General features: G+C 38.8%; 4 protein-coding genes. 2 read left to right on the forward strand and 2 right to left on the reverse strand.

The features are described from left to right. Position 1 precedes the first annotated feature (1 nt). The gene (locus tag BXU01_RS00435; protein ID WP_083691199.1) at positions 2 to 919 is read right to left on the reverse strand and encodes a type IX secretion system membrane protein PorP/SprF; all 918 of its coding nucleotides are present in this window, start codon (positions 917 to 919) and stop codon (positions 2 to 4) included. Between the two features lie 50 nt (positions 920 to 969). Next, positions 970 to 13,650: a gliding motility-associated C-terminal domain-containing protein gene (locus BXU01_RS00440; protein ID WP_083691200.1), complete on the reverse strand. Its 12,681-nt coding sequence runs from the start codon at positions 13,648 to 13,650 to the stop codon at positions 970 to 972. A gap of 584 nt (positions 13,651 to 14,234) precedes the next feature. Between BXU01_RS00440 and BXU01_RS00445 the strand changes: the two genes are divergently transcribed. Further along, positions 14,235 to 16,622, forward strand: coding sequence for an arylsulfatase (locus BXU01_RS00445; RefSeq protein ID WP_083691201.1), 2,388 nt, complete (start codon positions 14,235 to 14,237; stop codon positions 16,620 to 16,622). Positions 16,623 to 16,795: 173 nt separating this feature from the next. Then, positions 16,796 to 19,240 carry an arylsulfatase gene (locus tag BXU01_RS00450; protein WP_083691202.1) on the forward strand — a complete coding sequence of 815 codons (2,445 nt, stop codon included), beginning with the start codon at positions 16,796 to 16,798 and terminating at the stop codon, positions 19,238 to 19,240. The last annotated feature ends 27 nt before the right edge of the window (positions 19,241 to 19,267 follow it).

Consider the following 19,267-nt stretch of genomic DNA (forward strand, 5'->3'; position numbering starts at 1 on the left):
TTTAAAAGAAACGTGGAGTACTCATTCTACTCGTGCTTTTAATAAATTCATAACGCAGGAATATTTCATGTGATCCTGAATTATAATTGTTAAGATGCGTAGTTTCACGATCGTAACCATATCCTACATAAAGACCTTCTGTTATCTGAAATCCTGCCATGGCACTCAAAGATGCACTCCACCGGTATGCCACGCCAAGGACAAATTTGTCTATAAACATAAAGTTAGCAGATATATCTACCTGCAACGGGGCGCCTTCTACCATTTTTGCAAGTACGGCAGGTTTAAATTTATAATACTCGTAACGGTCCAGATTAAATACATAACCAGCCATTAAATAATAATTGATTTTATCTTTATAAATGGCGATATCATTATCATCATAACGATTTGTTTCGATAAAATTAGGAACTGATAAACCTATGTATGCATTGTCAGAATGCCAATAGACTCCTGCTCCTACATTGGGCGAAAATTTATTATCCAGATCCTGAAACTGTGGATCTCCCTGATCTTCGGGATTTAATTTATTGATGTCCAGATTAAATAAATTCGCCGTTCCCTTTATACCAAACGACAGCTTGAAATTGGCAGATGCCTGTACGGTATACGAAAAATCTACTGAAAAATTATTCTCATTCGTTGGTCCTATTTTGTCATTAACAAGTGAAACTCCAACGCCTAGATTGCTGTTATTTATAGGCGTATTGGCAGAAAAACTGCTGGTCTCCGGAGCTCCGTCCAACCCAACCCATTGTGTGCGGTATAAGCCAAAAATACTTAATGCTCCACGAGAACCAGCATATGCCGGATTAATATTTATGGTATTATACATATACTGGGTATATTGTGCATCTTGCTGTGCATAACCGCTAAGGGTTATGAATATAATGACTGAGGCAAATAATATAGTTCTCATAACAGCTGATTTTGTTCAATGAATATTCGTCTTATTTCTGGTTTTACAGATTAATTTCCGGATAAATACAAATAACCGGTTTTACTTACAGATTCATTGAGATATGTTTTATAAGTGATTACATAAAAATAGGTTCCGTCCGGAAGTCTTTTTTGTTTGTTGACAGTGGCTCTTCCTTCAGAAATTCCTCTAAAGGCAATCGAATTATTATCGTAACCGTAAGCATCATACACTAAAACTCCCCAACGATCATAAATTTGTACGTAGGAATCTTTATAACATTCAATTCCGGCAATTTTAAAAATATCATTTCTGCCATCACCATTAGGCGAAACAGCATTATAAACAATAATTTTACATGCGTTAAGAGGAAGAATTGTGGGATCATCTTCCAAATTAGAATTATCATCAGAGATATCTGTAGTTTTCAAACCATCAGGACTTGCAGCTTCGACTACAGCTTGATTTTCTACATTTCCTGCATCTATATCTGCACTTGTTAAAAAGTATGTTCCGGTAAAGGTTTCGTTGTCAGTTTCGTTTTGCACTAAAATTATAGGGCCACCGCTAATAGTAACTCCTGGTTTAGGATCTTTTACCACTACATTTACCAAGAGTATATTTCCTGTATTAGTTACGCTAAAATGGTAGGTTATGGTTTCACCTATTTCGGCATAGCCATTTTTATTCTCATCATTAAACACCGCTGTTTTTATAATGGAAACTGCCGGAACTGTATTCAGGTCAATTCCTGTATTGTCGTCATCTCCTAAAAGATTTCCGTCGTCACTGTCTGAAATATCAGTTACCTGTGTTCCGTCAGGAGCATCACTTATTACTACGGCTGTATTAATAACTTCGCCTTGCACTACATCTGCTGCAGTTACGGTATACGAAGCACTTGCAGTACCAATTTGTCCGGGTGCCAGCACATTAGGCGTTACTGCTATTGTTCCGGCACCCAGCATTGGGTCAGCAATTACTATATTGCTTAAAATAACGTTTCCTGTGTTTTTAACAATAAAACTATAATTGATAACAGATCCTGCGCCGCCATTTCCGGTTAATCTTCCTCCTTTGATCAATGTTATTTTTTTCAATTGGTTTACCGGAGTTACTGTAGGATCGTCTTTTCCAATTAAATTAGGATCATCACTGTCTGATAAATCCTGAATCGCATTTCCTGTCAACGGCTGTGCTGTCACTAACGCCTGATTGGTAACAGTTCCTAAATTGATATCGACCTGCGTTAATACATAAGTTGCGGTATAATTTGTAACATTCATCTGACCAACTGCTAAAGTGGCAATTGGATTTCCGGAAACAACTGCTTTTGGATCTGTAACAATAACATTATTTAAAGCTATGGTTCCGGTATTGGTAATCGAGAAGGTATATTTAATTAATTCTCCGGGCTGTGCATAACCATCTCCGTTTGTATCTGAGAATATTCCTCTTTTTACCAAAGTAACAGACGGCTGTAAAACTGTTATTTTAATTACTGCCTGATCGCAATTTGCAGGATTTAAATTTTCGCATATTTCATAAACGATTGTATAAATTCCAGATGAAGTTGCTGCCGGAACACTTACAGAACCTGTCGCAGTATTTAAAACAGGAACTGATCCGGAATTGATACTGTCTGCAGGCGAAACCACGTTTATTTTTACTTGTGATGCTGTTGGTGCTGTATTATTCAATAAGTCATTTGTTAAGACATTCAATACATTATTTGCTCCGTCCAAACCATTAATTCCGCCAATATTATCGTCATTTGCAAGTATCGGACCTGAAATAACTGTTACAATAATATCTGCCTGACTGCAATTTGCAGGATTTAGATTTTCGCAAATTTGATATCTGATCGTATAATCCCCGCTTGGCGTACCTGCCGGAACATTTACATTTCCTGTTGTGATATCCAGATTGGGTACCGGACCTCCGTTTATTGAAGCAGCAGGAGTTACTACTGCAATTGTAATCTCAGGCAACTGGGCTGAAACTCCATTAAGATTGTCATTTGCAATTGCATTTATAACATTGGCCTGACCCTGATAACCATTAATATTTAAAACAGTATCATTATTAGCCTCTATCAATGTTGCGGTTACGGTAATAAACACTGTTGCATCATCAAAATTGGCAGGGTTTAAATTCTCTGCAATTCGGTATTCTATTCTATATAATCCTGCAGGAGTTTGTGGCGGTACACTAACAATTCCGGTTGCGGGATCAAGAGATGGCACATTTGGATTTCCGTTGATAGGATCAGCAGGATCTAAAACAGTAATCGTAATTTGACTAATATTTATAGGAACTGCTTTTGCTTTTTTAGTTATCGCAGCATTATTAAAGCTGTCATTATCTAAAACATTCAATGCATTTACCGCTCCTGTATAACCATTTACATTGAGATCAATATCATTATTAGCAATAATTCCGGCAACATCTACCTCAACTGTAATATCTGCTTCACTGCAATTTGCCGGATTTAATTTTTCACATATTCCATAATGAATTGTATAGGTTCCTGCTGCTGTTCCTGCCGGTACGTTTACATTTCCTGTTGTGATGTCGAGAGCCGGAACCGGATTTCCTGAAACATAATCCGGCGGATTTGTGGTACTTATTGAGCTTATATTAATTTGTGGTAATTGAACGGCAACTCCGTTTAATACGTCATTAGTAATCGCATTAACAACATTTGCTTCACCGGTATAACCATTAATATCGCTCACTGAATCATTGACTGCTAAAATTGGAGCTCCAATAACCTCTACAAATACGCTGGCATCATTACAATTAGCAGGATTTATTTTTTCGCAAATGGTATATTTAATTTCATAATTACCTGCCGGGGTTCCGGCTGCAATACTAACATATCCTGTTAATGGTTCTAATACAGGAACTGGTCCGCCGTTTATTGGCGCAGCAACGGCATCAACAGTTATATTTACTTTAGAAACATCCGTAACAGCTGCATTAAGAGTATCATTTGATAATACATTAATTGCATTTGATGTGGCAACGTAACCGTTTACATTTGTAAGTGAATCATCATTTGCCTCAATAACGGGAGCGGTAACTTCTATCGAAATAAGGGCAACATCAGTATTGTTAAGGTTAATTTTTTCGCTTAAGCGATACGTTATATTGTAAGTTCCTGCTGCGGTTCCTGCCGGTACATCTACATTTCCGGTTAACGGATTTAATATTGGCACTAAACTTCCGTTGATTGAAGCCGCCGGAATTAAAACTGTTATCTGGACTTCTGAAGGAAGAACCAATGCTCCGTTTAAAGTATCATTGTCTAAGGCATTTATAGCATTCGCATTTCCGGTAAATCCATTTATTGAAGCAAACGGAATATCATTGACTGCGTCTATCTGCGCCGGAATTACTGTAATGGTTATAATGGCCTGATCACAATTTCCGGTATTAAGATTTTCGCAAATTTCATAAACAATTTTATATTCTCCGGCCGGAGTTCCCGCAGGAACACTAACAAAACCAGTTGCGGGATCCAAAGTCGGAATTGGTCCGCCATTTATGGCACTTGGATACGAAACAATAGTTGTCGTTATGCCCGAAAGATCGAGTGATCCTCCGTTTAATGTATCATTATCATAAGCATTGATAATATTTGCAGCGCCTGTATAACCATTAATATTTGCCACATCGTCGTCGTTTGCCACAATAGGAGGTGCTACCACATTGATTATTATAACGGCATCATCACAATTGCCTTTTCTCAAATCTCCACTTATTGGCGGAACTGCTGGCGTATTAAGATTTTCGCAAATTTGATATTTAATCTGATATTGTCCTGCAGGTGTTCCTTCCGGAATATTAACTCTTCCTGAAGCTACAACTAATTCCGGAACTGGTGCTCCAGCCGTTTTTGGGGTTGCCGGAATTAAAACCGTTGGAGTTAAAAGACCTGCCAGATTAATGTTTAAAACGGCTCCGTTAAAAGTATCATTGCTGGTATAGGCGTTAATTATATTGACAGCTCCTTCATATCCGTTTACATTTGGCACCAGATTATCGTTGACAATAAGCGGGGCCGGATCTACCACTATAGCAATACTAGCATCTGAACAGTTTGCCGGATTTAATTTTTCGCAAATATGATAAGTAATATAATACGTATCAGCAGGAGTTCCTTCCGGTACAGATACCCAGCCGGTTGTTGTGCTGAAAACCGGTACATTGGCACCCGGATAAATAGCTGTTGCACCGGTTTCCTGCGTTACTGTAATTTCATTACTATTGGCTGCCGTAATCAAAACTCCGTTTAAACGATCATTTGTCAGCGCGTTAACAACATTAACTTGTCCGGTATATCCATTAATATCTTCTGCTTTGTCATCATTCGCATCAATTATTGTCGCTTCAACCTGTACTAAAATACTTGCTGTATCGCAATTTGAAGGGTTGCCAATTTCGCAGATTCTGTATTTAATTTCATAAAGACCTTTTACGGTACCTGCCGGCACATTTACGTTTCCGGTACTCACATCTAAAGATGGTACATTTAAAACGGCAGGATTTACAGGTAAAGCCGGACTGGTTACTGACAGCGTTACATTTGATAAAGTTGCCGGTGCGCTCGCTAATCTGTCATTTGTGAGTGCATTGATAACATTTGTTGCTCCGGTATATCCGTTTACGGCAGGAGTTACAATATCAATTTTGGCATCGATACCAGCCGTTGTCACTTCTATAGTTTCAGTTGTTGTGGAGCAATTGCTTAAATTTCCAACTTCGCAAATGGTATAAGTAAGTGTATAATTGTCAGCCGGTGTGCCTGCTGCAACAGCAATAGTATTGGTTAAGGAATCAAAAGTCAGATAGCTTGAAATAGAATTTACTGTTACCTGAACATTTGAAGCTGTTACCGGAATTCCGTTTAATGTATCACTGTCTAAAATCGTCTGTGTTCCTGTATTTCCTCCAACATCACCGGATATTGAAGCAAAGGCTTCCGGATTTGCACATATTCGGTTAAAAATTGTAAAGGGCGTTCCTGCAGAAATACAAGTATTCAGACTAATTCGTCGTACATAAATCTGTACATTTCCGGTAGGTAATCCGGTAAATATATTACTTGCCTGAAAATTTATTCCATCTTTACTGTATTCATATCCAGTACCTAAATCAGGATTGGTAATTGCTACTGTACCGGTTGCAATGGTACAAGAAGGCTGCTGTGTTACGGTACCAACAGGCGCAGCCGGCAAATCGAAAACATTTAATGTAACCTGATTTGAAATAGTCTGACAGCCTGATTGTGATTGCGAAATTAAAACTCTAAAATATCTGTTGCCCGCTGTAGCATACGGTGGTGTTGTATATGAAGCTGTTGTTCCGCCTGTTCCGTCAGTTACATTAGTGTATGGTCCGGTTAAGATTGATGCAGTCTGCCATTGATATAACAAAGTACCTGAAGGAATATTTCCTGTTGCAGTAACCGTAAAAGTATGGGGTTGATTGATACAAACTTGTCCATTTACAGGCTGTAAGTTTATTATTGGGGATTCGAAAACCGCTACTTTTGCCGCATCCGAATTGACAACTCCACAACCAATACCAGGATCAGTTACCTGCAATCTATAAAAAGTATCTGCATTTAGTGCTCCGGTTGTATATGATGTTGTGTTTGCTCCTGATCCATCTGTTACATTTGCCCATCCGGTAGTTCCGTCTAAAGATTTTTGCCATTGATAGCTATAAGTTCCGGAACCGTTTGTGGCATTCGATGTTAAAGTAAAAATACCGCCTTCGCAAATGTTACCGCCTAGAGGTTGTAAAGCTATTACAGGATCTGGTATTACAGTGGCAGCAACAACATCTGAGATAAGTGTACAAGAAGGAGTTGTTGCCGTTATAATGGAGCGATAATAAGTTGTTGCTGTTAATAGTCCTGATGTATAATTTGCTGTTGAACCGCCTGTTCCGCCAGAAACATTTGTCCATCCGGTTGTTCCGTCTGCTGAACTTTGCCATTGATATGTAAAATTAGCAGAACCACCATTTGAAGATGCCTGCACGGAAACCGAAACAGTTCCACCAACACAAACTGTTGGAGGTACGCTTGGCTGTGTGGTAATACTTGGAACAATAACTGCTGCAATAGAGGATGCAACAGGATCACATCCCTGAGTACTATCTGAAATTACAACTTGATAATAAGTATTTTGCGTTAAGGCAGGAGTTGTATAACTTGCCGAAGTTGCTCCGGGAATATCATTATACGGACCTGCCAGAACAATAGAATTTTTCCATTGATAAGTGTAATTTCCTGAACCACCATTTGCTGTTACATTTAGGGTTGCCGTTGATCCGCTGCAAATATTTGTTTTCTGAACGGGCTGTACTGCAATCGAAACATCTGATAAAATGGTTACGGTTGCAACATTTGATGTAATTGTCGTACAGCCATTTCCGCTGGCAGCAACATCAACCCTGTAATAGGTTGTCTGGGTTAGAACCGGTGTTACATAAGTTGAGGCAGTTGCTCCTGCAATAGCTGTAAATGTTATATTATTTGTACTGCTAAACCATTGATAGGTTAAACCCGGAGTTCCATCCGTTGCTGTTACTGATAAAGTATGATTTCCTCCGGAACAAATTGTCGTTCCTGCCGGCTGCACCGTTATAGCGGGATCAGGAACCACTGTTGCCGTAACCGGATCAGAAATCAATGTACAATTTGTGGCTGATGAAGTAACTATACATCTAAAAATTGTCGTTACAGACAAAGCATCTGATGTAAAATTTGCTGTTGTCGCTGTTGGATTTGTTTCGTTTACAAAACCGGAACCTGAATCACTTTGCCATTGATAACTTAATGTTCCGGAACCTCCATTTATTAAGGCGGTTATACTCAAACTCACTGTTCCTCCTACACAAATAGCAGCAGGAGTTGTTGGCTGTCCTCCAATTGTAGTAACAAATACCGGAGCTGTATCAGAATAAACCTCACAGTCACTGGAAGCTTGTGTTATTCTAACTCTATAATATAAATTTGATGTTAATGCTGCTGTTGTATAAGAGTCTGTTGTATCTCCTATACCGCCTGTTACATTCGCCCAGCCTGATGTTCCGTCTAAAGAACTTTGCCATTGATAAATTAAAGTTCCACCCGCTGCATTACCGGAAGCAACAACATTCATGGTGTGCGTTGTGCCGGAACAAATCGTGTTTCCAACTGGCTGTGTTGTAACAACGGGATCAGGAATCACATCTACTAAAACACTATTTGAAATAATAGAATTACAACCGTTTCCTGTTGCTGAAACATCTACTCTATAATAGGTATCTGAAGTTAGAACCGAAGTTGTATAAGTATTTAAATTTGCTCCGGAAATTAATGTAAAGCTTACATTATCTGCACTGCTAAACCATTGATAATTTAAACCAGGAGTTCCTCCGGTTGCCGAAACCGATAAAGTATAAGTTCCGCCCGTACAAACCACACCCGCTGTTGGCTGTGCCGCTATTGCCGGATCAGAAACCACAGTTGCTGTAACTGCATTTGAAGTTAAAATACAATTTGTTGTTGACGATGTGACTAAACATCTAAATTGTGTGGTAACAGACAAAGCATCTGATGTAAAATTTGCTGTTGTTGCTGTTGGGTTGGTTTCATTTACAAAACCGGAACCTGAATCACTTTGCCATTGATAACTTAACGTTCCAGTGCCTCCGTTTACAGATGCTGTCACATTAAGATTTACAAATCCTCCTACGCAAATTGCTGGCGGAGTTACAGGTTCTCCTGTTATTGTTGTAACTGTTACTAATGCCGGATTTGAGAAAGTTTCGCAACCACTTCCTGATTGTGTAATCTGGACTCTAAAATACAAATTATCAGTTAATCCGGCAGTTGTATAAGTATCTGTATTAGCGCCGGTTCCTCCGGAAACATTTGTCCAGCCTGATACTCCGTCAACTGAACTTTGCCATTGATATGCAATTGTTCCCGCATTTGGGTTTGTTGTAGCTGCAGCCACATTCATGGTATGTGTATTGCCGGAACAAATCGTATTTCCTATAGGCTGCGTGGTAACAACAGGATCCGGAATAATAGTAAGTTTAGCCACATTACTGGTGATCTGAGCACAAGTACTGGACACATTTACCCTGTAATAATATTCTCCGGCAGTTAGATTATTAACAGATGTAAAGGATGCATTGGTCTGTCCTGAAATATCTGTCCAACCTGTTGTTCCATCTGTTGATGATTGCCATTGATAGGTATAAGGTGCTATACTTCCTGAAGGAGTGGTGTTTAAAGTTATGGTTCCGTCTTCGCATATTGTACTGTCATTTGCTAATGCCGAAGTCGCCAAATCTGCCGGTCTATCGATATTTACCTCATCTGAATAAGCCGTACAAGAACCATTGCTGATTGTCCATTTTAATCGTGTTGTTCCAATTGAAATATTTGTTACTGTTGTATTAAATACATTTGGATCTGTAATTGCTGCTGTATTTCCGGGATTCGAAACAAAAGTCCAGATTCCGTTTCCGGTCGAAGGATTATTTCCATTTAATGTTACTGTTGATGCATTACAGATAGTCTGATCAATTCCCGCATCTGCCAAAGGAGGCAAAGGATTTATTGTAACAGATACAATACTGGAACTTGGAGGACAGGAACCGCTTGAAATAGTCCATTGAAATTCATATGCTCCCGCCTGAGTACCAAAAACAGCTGTTGCAGGAGAAGATGGCGTTTCGAAAACTACCGCTGCAGGTCCGGAAATTTGTGTCCACAGTCCCGTTCCGACTGTTGGTGTATTTGCTGCTAAATTTAATGCTTGAAATTCACATATCGAAATTGGCAATCCTGCAACAGAAGCTGTAGGCAATTGATCAGCAATTATTGTTACATCGTCAAAAAATATACAGGAAAGATTAGTGGCTGTCCAACGTAAAACATAAGTTCCGGCTCCATTAGGCGTAAATGTAGCAGTTGGACTTGAAGTATCAGAAAAAGATCCAAAATTTGGTCCGCTAAATTGTGACCATTCTCCAGTTCCTACTGTAATTGTATTTGCTGCTAAAGTCGCCGTTAATGACTGGCAGATTGTTTGGTCTGGTCCAGCTTGCGGAACCGTTAAATCTGCTGTAACTGTAATTTGAACATTAGTAGTTGTTGCTGTACATACTGTTCCGTTTGTAACAGTCCAGCTAAAAACATATACACCTCCAGTTTGGGTTAAATTTGAAACTGTTGTCGTTGGTAAAATTTCCGAACTGAAAACAGCCGTTGTAGGTCCGGAAATCTGAGCCCATTTTCCTGTTCCTACAGTTGGCGGTGTTGCCGTTAGCTCTGTCACAGAACCACAAATTGCATTATCGCCTTCTGCTACTGCGGCTGAAGGTGAAGCGGCATATTCAACCCTCACCTGATCTGAATTACTACAGCTTCCGGAACTTACTGTCCAGTTAAAAACATAAATTCCAAATCCGGGATTAATATATTTTGCATTAGGAAGTGCTGCATCATCAAAAGATCCTCCTGAAGGTCCAGAAAGTACCGTCCATAATCCGGTTCCTTGTATCGGACTTGTTGCTGCAAGCTGAATTTCCTGTGCCGGCAAATTAGCGCTGCACAAAACCTGATCAGGCCCTGCGTTGGCTGTAGACGCTTGCCCATTAACCGTTACCTGAATATCATCTGAAGATTGCGGGCAGGAACCTTGTACCGGAATTGTATATCTAAAAACATATACACCCGGTATTAGTCCAGTTACCGCAGCACTATTGTTTCCTGTTGCTGTTATAGTTGGTGCTCCGCTTCCGCCGGAAACATACGTCCAGGTTCCTGTGCTGGTTGGATTTCCTGTCAAATAAAGAGGACCAACTAAGCAAGTAGAAAAATCTGAACCCGCCGCCGCAACTTCAGTTACTTTTATACTTACCTGATCTGTGCTCGCAGGACAATTTATTCCGGTATTGGTTGTCCATTCCAGAATATATTCTCCTGTTATCAATCCTGACAAAGTTGAATTTGCAGCTGTTACATTCGAAAAAACAGGCGAATTTGGTCCGCTTATTAACGACCACAAACCAGTAGTACCGGCATCTGGTACTGTAGCGCCAAGCGTTACACTTGTCTGATTACAAACCGTTTGATCCGGTCCTGCTATTGCGGTCGATGGTGCCTGATTTATATTAAGCTGAACAGAATCTGAAGAAGAAGCACATGCACCTCTGGAAATAGTCCATTTATAGACCCACGAACCTTGTGTTAAACCCGTAATCGTTGTTGAAGGATTTGTAGGATCTGTAATTATTGGACCATCTCCTCCACTCACAAATTCCCATAAACCAGTTTCACCTGCAGCTGGAGCATTTCCCGCCAGTGTTGCTGAAGATCCACAAATGTTTTGATCATTTCCAGCCTGCGCAACTGTAATTGTTGGAGCAATTGTTATGGCAACACTATCTTGCGCATCCGTACAACCAACGTTGCTTACTGTCCATTGAAACTCATAATTACCATCATTTAATCCCGTTACCGTTGTGTTATACAGGGCAGGATTTGTAATTGTTGCTGTAGCTCCCGCTGTCTGTATCCATAAACCTGTTCCTGGTGACGGATCAGTTGCTGCTAAAGTCAACGATGTCGTACCTGTTGCAAGACATTGATCTGTACCGGCATTTGCAGTAGCGCCTTGAGTAGCATTTGTAGTTACATCTACAGTATCCGAAGACGTTCCGCAACCATTTACAATCGTCCATGTAAAAGTATAAGTTGTATTTTGAGCCAGTCCGGAAGCAATTGCGTTAGGGTCATTTATATCATTAAAAGTTACTCCTGCAGCTGGAGAAACTGTCCATGTTCCTATTTCACTTGCAATCACTGCATTTGCCTGTAACTGAACCGGTGCACCAAAACAAATGGACTGATCATTACCAGCTTGTGCTGGTGTAGGTGTTGCACTTGATACAATGACTTCTGCTATACTTTGTGTTACACTACAAGCCGGTCCGCCAGAAATAGTCCACCTAAACCTGTATTTACCACTTATTAATCCGGATACTGTTGTTTCAGGATTTTTAATATCAGAGAATACCGCCGTTGAAGGCCCTGAAACCTGTGACCAGGTTCCTCGTCCTCTTGTTGGTGTATTTCCTGCTAACTGTGCGGTGGTTAAATTGCAGGCTAAATTTTGAAGCGTTCCTCCGCTTGATGCTGAAGGCGGTGCTGAAATTACTATTGAAACATCGTCATAAACCGTTTCGCACTGACTTCCCGGATTTGGCTCTTTTATTAATCTGATCACATAAATACCTGAAACTCTTAAGCTGTCAATTACTATTGAGTTTCCTGAAAAATTAACCAAAGGTGTCGGAAAAGAAGGATATGTAATGGTGTAAGGAGTTGGACCGCTAACGATTTGCCAGCTCATTTGTCCGTTACCTGTTGAGGTAACCGGAATAGTTGCCGAAAATTCACTGCATCCTAATGTCTGGTCCGGACCGCCAGATATGGATATTACTTCTTCTAAAGTAACATTGTAAATTCCTGTAGAAGTACATCCTGTTGTACTATTGTTTAAGGTATATAAAAAATTATAAGTTCCCAGTGCTGTCATACCGGTAACCAGTGTTGAAGATGAATTGGGATTTTGAATTGTAGCCGTAACAGGTCCACCGGTTTGCGACCATTGTACCGTTTCATTTACATATAACGGAATTGTTCCTTGTAAAACAGTTGAGGTTCTGCCATCACAATAAACAAAATTAGCATTTAAAACATTGGTAACATCTGCTGTTGGTGCCGGAACAGTTATGGTAACTTCATCGGTTCCGTTAGCACAGTTTCCCACAACTGTCCATCTTAAAACATAGGTTCCTTCTATTAAACCATTAACATTTGTATTGTTATCGTTGGCATTTGAAAAATTAGGAACATTTGGTCCGGATACCACCGTCCAGGTACCTATTTGCTGTCCGGAAGTATTGCCGCCAAAGCTGCCATTTAGATTTACATTTTGTGTCGAAGAATAACAGTTTGAGAGTGTAATATCCCCGCCTGCAGTTACAGGCTCAATGCCTCCCAAAGTAGTAATGGTTACTGTATCATAACTTTGGCAATTTGAAGCACTATTCACTATTGTCCATCGTAGTGTTGTTGTACCTGATACAGCACCTGAAATTGTTATTGCGGAATTTGGCGAATTTGGACTACTGATACTAATACCTGCATTATTACTTCCTTCTATTGTCCAGGTTCCAGTTTCAGAAGCTCCTGTTGGATTTCCATTTAAAGCATACGTTCCCGGGCAATATGTTTGGTCTGTTCCAGCATTTGCCAATGTTATGGGTTTTATAGTAATAACAAAATCATCAAATACCGTCGAACCATCCTGACATTGTGCTGTTAGTCTAAAACCATACGAATTTCCCGGACTGGCACCTCTTACGAAACTCTGAAGACTGGCGGGATCATCAATAATAACAGAAGGTCCTGATATTTGACTCCAATTTGGATTTTGCAAATAACCTAATCCTGCATCTGCATTGGCTGTACCTAATAAAACAAACTGATCAACAGGAAGTCCAGTTTCTCCTCCAGGGCAAATTATCCTGTCTACGTTTGCATTAACAGTACAATTTTGAGAAAAAGAAAATATCGGCAAAAGCAATACAAGGCATAGCAAAACTCTTTTTGTTACTTTAAAATCAAAAAGGGAGTAATTTAATTTCATAAATCTGGTACTTAGAATTTAAAAAATAAATCTGATGCTCGCGGATATTGAAATCATTCTGAATTATGCAATTGATAATTCATAGAGGAGTATATAGTCGTAAAATGTAATTCGTTTTTATCTTACTATTTACATTTTTATAAAATAAAAAACGCACAGGTTTATATGGATCTGGTTTAGGCAGGTTATTCAATTTAAAAATGTAAACACATAATTATTATATAATTAGAACTTACATATAACTAACTAAAAACAAACACAATACTGAATTAAAAATTTGCAAATACAGCATTATATCCCATAAAAAACAAAGTTTACACCCAAGATTTGGAAGAATAAAATTATGATAAACTTAACAACAATTCTTAAAAAAGTTGTTTCAAGTTATAATTTGCAACATCTTAATTCTTACATATTTACCTAGTGATTTAATATTTTTATAATTTTAATTCCGTATGGAATTCAATCGATTTGAACATAATTATTTGATGATTATGTGGTAACCAATTAAACTTTTCTGCTATTAATAATCCCATTAATATTGTATTGTTCCGCTCTTTTTTCAAACTAAAAAAAATCTTATAATGAAAAGTAATTTTTTACTGTTGATACTGCTTCCGTTTCTATTTTGCAGTTCAATACAAGCTCAGGAAAATACCTCGACTAAAAACTGGCCTGACAGAACAACTTTACCTATTGAGGCTTATCAAAAAACAGGTAAAATCGAACCTAACATTAAGGATTCAGATCCTATAGAATGGCCAAAAGAAATAAGTGCCCCGGAAGGAGCGCCAAACGTACTATTAATTCTGATAGACGATGTAGGTTTTGGTGCAACTTCTACTTTTGGAGGCCCAATTCCAACGCCTAATTTTGATGCTTTGGCAAAAAACGGATTAATTTACAATCGTTTTCATACTACGGCAGTTTGTTCACCATCGCGTGCAGCACTTATAACAGGCCGAAACCATCATACTGCAGCCACAGGAATTATTATGGAATTCTCGACTCCTTATCCGGGTTATAATAGTTTAGTCCCTAAAAGTGTGGCAACCATAGGAAAAATATTAACCGATAATGGGTATGGTACTTCATGGTTTGGGAAAAACCACAATGTTCCGGACTGGCAGTCTACACCGGCAGGACCATTTTATTTATGGCCAACCGGTTTGGGATTTGAATATTTTTACGGGTTTCTTGGAGCAGATGCACATCAGTTCAGGCCTTCTTTAATTGAAGGAACAAAACCTATTGACCCTTATTTGGTCGATGGTAAAGTAGATCCTAATTATATTTTAGATAAAGATTTAGCCAATCATGCCATTAAATGGATCCAAACTCAAAAAGCGGTATCACCAAATAAACCATTCTTCGCTTATTATACTCCCGGAACTGCACATGCTCCGCATCAGGCACCGAAGGAATGGATTGCAAAATTTAAAGGCAAATTTGATTATGGTTTTGATAAACAACGCCAAATGACTTTTGAAAAGCAAAAAGCAATGGGTATTATTCCTAAAGATGCTAAACTGGCTCCTACTCCTGATGATTATCAAAAATGGGATGCACTGAGTCCAAACATGAAAAAAGTTGTAGCACGAGAAATGGAAGTCTACGCTGCTCAGCTTGCATATTGCGATAACCAGATTGGAAGGGTGATTCAGTCTATAAAAGATTTAGGAGAACTTGACAATACACTTATTATTTATATCATGGGAGATAATGGCGCAAGTGCCGAAGACCCAACCGGACAAGGACTGACCAGCGAGATAGGAATAATGGTAAACGGTGAAAAAGATACAGAAGAATTTATGCTTAAAAACTTAGATGAATTTGGTGGTCCGTGGACACAGGAACATTATTCGCAAAGTTGGGCACATGCCATGAATACGCCTTATCAATGGGATAAAAAAATAGCATCGCATTTGGGAGGAACCAGAACCGGAATGGTTATTTCGTGGCCAAAAGGTATTAAGCAAACAGGCCAAATTCGCAGTCAATATGCACATATTACAGACATCGTTCCTACTATTCTTGAAGCAGCAAAAATTCCTGCTCCTACAACTGTAGACGGGTTTAAACAAGTGCCTATGGCCGGAAAAAGCCTTATTTATAGTTTTGATAACGCATCAGCACCTGAGACACATACCACGCAATATTATGAGATTATTGCCAACAGAGGAATTTATAAAGATGGCTGGCTGGCCAATACAACGCCTAGAAATTTGCCTTGGCAAGGACATCCTATTCCATCAGAAGATCCTATGAAGGATTATAAATGGGAATTGTATGACTTAAAAAAAGATTTTAGCCAGACTGATAACGTTGCGGCTCAAAATCCTGAGAAATTAAAAGAACTTCAAAAAGCTTTTCTGGAAGAAGGACGTAAGTTTAATGTGTTTCCTTTGGATGATCGTTATATAGATCGTGTAAATCCGGAAAATCGTCCTAATTTAAATAAAGGAAGAACCAGTTATGTGTATCACGAAGGAAATTCACGTATTACAGAAGGAATGGCTCCAAACATGAAAAATACATCTTTTAGTATTACTGCTGATATCGAAGTTAAAGCCGGTGATGAAGGAATGATTATCACGCAAGGCGGTTATTTTGCCGGATTAGCTTTAATGCTTCAAAAAGGAAAACCAACTTTTGCATATGCTTTTTCTCATTATCCACAATCAAAATGGACGATTCAATCTAAAACGGCTTTGACTGCAGGCAAACATAATGTTACTGTAAATTTTGATTATGCCGGCGGCGGTGCAGGTAAAGCTGCAAAAGTTACTTTACTGGTAGATGGAAAAGAAGTTGCAAAAGGTGATATTCCTAAAACAGTTCCAAGCAGATTCTCAGCCGATGAAACTTTAGATGTTGGAGAAGATTTTGGAACTCCCGTAGTACGATCTTATGATGTACCGTTTACTTTTCAGGGTGAAATAGATAAAGTGACCGTGAATTTAAAACAATAATAATTAAATAAAATTTTATATAAGCTCTTTTAAAAACCAGTTAAAGTATTCATAAGCAGAATTTTAAGCCCATAATTAAATTGTTGTATTGAACAATCTTGGTCGTTTGTAAAAAGACAGGATTGCTATTTTTCCTGACAGAACTGAATCAATATTAATTAATACAAGAAATTATGAACGCAAAAAAAATTATCGCGCTTAACAACAGCATGATCCTTTTTATTTTCTGCCTATTGTTCTTTAACCTTCCGGATAAAGCAATGGCACAGGCTGATCCCCAACAAATAACAAAGGAAACTTTTAAAGGCAAAATTAGTCTTGATATTCGGGACTCAAAAGAAGATTGGACTCCCTATACTCCCAAAACAGCGCCAAAAGGTGCACCAAATATCTTATTTATTTTATATGATGACACTGGACTTGCCGCATGGTCACCATTTGGAGGAGGAATTAACATGCCTACTCTACAAAAATTAGCTGATAATGGTCTGATTTACACACAATGGCATACTACAGCTTTATGTTCTCCAACACGTTCTACTTTATTAACAGGACGTAACCATCATTTAAACGGAATGGCGGCAATTACTGAAGCGGCAGCAGGATATCCCGGAGCAAGCGGCAGATTACCCAAACAAGTTGCCACCATAGGACAGGTTTTACAAGATAATGGCTGGAGTACATTCTGGATAGGTAAAGACCACAATGTTCCGGAACAAGATGTTGCATCAGGCGGAGATCGAAGTACGTGGCCAATGCAAATGGGATTTGATCGCTATTACGGCTTTCTGGGAGGAGAAACCAATCAATGGTATCCGGATTTAGTAGAAGACAATCACTTTACAGAAGCAAAATACGGACCTGAAGATGGATATCACTTATCTAAAGATTTAGCAGATCACGCTTTAGAATATATTCGCGATCAGCAGGCAACAAACCCTTCTAAACCCTGGTTTATGTGGTATTGTCCCGGAGCAAATCATGCACCACATCATGCACCCGAAGAGTATATAGCAAAATACAAAGGCAAATTTGATGAAGGTTATGATGCCTATCGAAAATGGGTATTACCGCGCATGATTGCAAAAGGAGTAATTCCGGCGGGAACTAAATTTGACAAATTCAATCCGCTTCCTCCGGGAGTTTCAAATCCGGGTGATGAAGTTTTAGACTGGAATAAATTAAGTGCAGACGAAAAGAAATTATTCTCAAGATTAGCCGAAGTATATGCAGGTTTCTCTGAATATACAGATGCTCAGGTAGGGCGTATAATTGATTATCTGGAAAAAACGGGGCAATTAGAAAATACCATCGTTTTGTATGCTGCTGATAATGGAGCTTCCGGAGAAGGTTCTCCTTCAGGATCTGTAAATGAAAATAAATTTTTTAATGGATATCCGGATGAATTGAAGGAAAACTTAAAATATCTGGACAAATTAGGAGGTCCTGACACTTATGAACATTATCCAACGGGTTGGGCAGCTGCTTTTTCTACCCCATTTAAAATGTTTAAAAGATACAGTGAATATGCCGGAGGAACTTGTGATCCATTAGTTATTTCGTGGCCAAAAGGAATTAAAGCCAAAGGCGAAGTACGCAATCAGTTTCACCATTCTACAGATATTGTTCCTACTTTATTAGAAGTTTGTGGGGTCGAAATGCCAAAAGTATATCGTGGTGTTCCTCAATATCCATTATCCGGTGTTTCTATGAAATATACTTTTGATGCCGCACCAGATGCAAAAACTCAAAAACACATTCAGTATTTTGCCATGTTAGGAAGCCGTGCTTTATGGAAAGATGGCTGGAAAGCTGTGGCATTACATACTCCGCTTGTTGGAAAAGGAAATTTTGACAAAGACGAATGGGAACTTTATAATACTGATGTAGACAGAGCTGAATCTAATAATTTAGCCAAAAAAAATCCAGACAAATTAAAAGAATTAATTGCCGATTGGAATTCAGAAGCTGCAAAAAATTTGGTTTTACCGCTTGATGACCGTTCTGCTATTGAAGTTTTAGGAACAGAAAGACCATCATCAGAAGCTCCTCGTGATCAATATGTTTATTATCCGGGAACTGCTCCGGTACCGGAAGGTGTTGCAGTAAATGTTCGCGGACGCTCTTATAAAATTGTAGCTGATGTTGATATTAAAGATGTTAATGCTACAGGTGTACTTTTTGCACATGGTTCCAGATTTGGAGGACATACTTTGTTTCTTAAAAACAAAAAATTACATTATGTATACAATTTCTTAGGAATTTCGCCGGAACAAAAATTCACTTCAAATGTTGATATTACAGCAGGAAAGCATGTTTTTGGTATGGAATTTACACGTGAAAAAGCAGGTCCAAATGGCGAATCTCTTGGAAAAATGAAACTCTATATTGACGGAAAAGAAGTGGCATCAGGACCTATGAGAACACAAACTGGGAAATTTACACTTTCCGGAGATGGTCTTTGTATAGGATTTGACAGTGGAGATGCTGTGAGCAAAGAATACAAAACTCCCGGAGAATTTAAAGGAGGCGAAATTTACGGAGTTGGTATTAACGTTGGAAAAATTGAATATTCTGATTTAAATTCTGAAGCAAAAAGAGCTTTAAACAGAGACTAGTCAATAAATTATACTTAATAGAGGTAT

The organism is [Flexibacter] sp. ATCC 35103, from assembly GCF_001975985.1.
Classification (GTDB): Bacteria; Bacteroidota; Bacteroidia; order Flavobacteriales; family Flavobacteriaceae; genus Flavobacterium.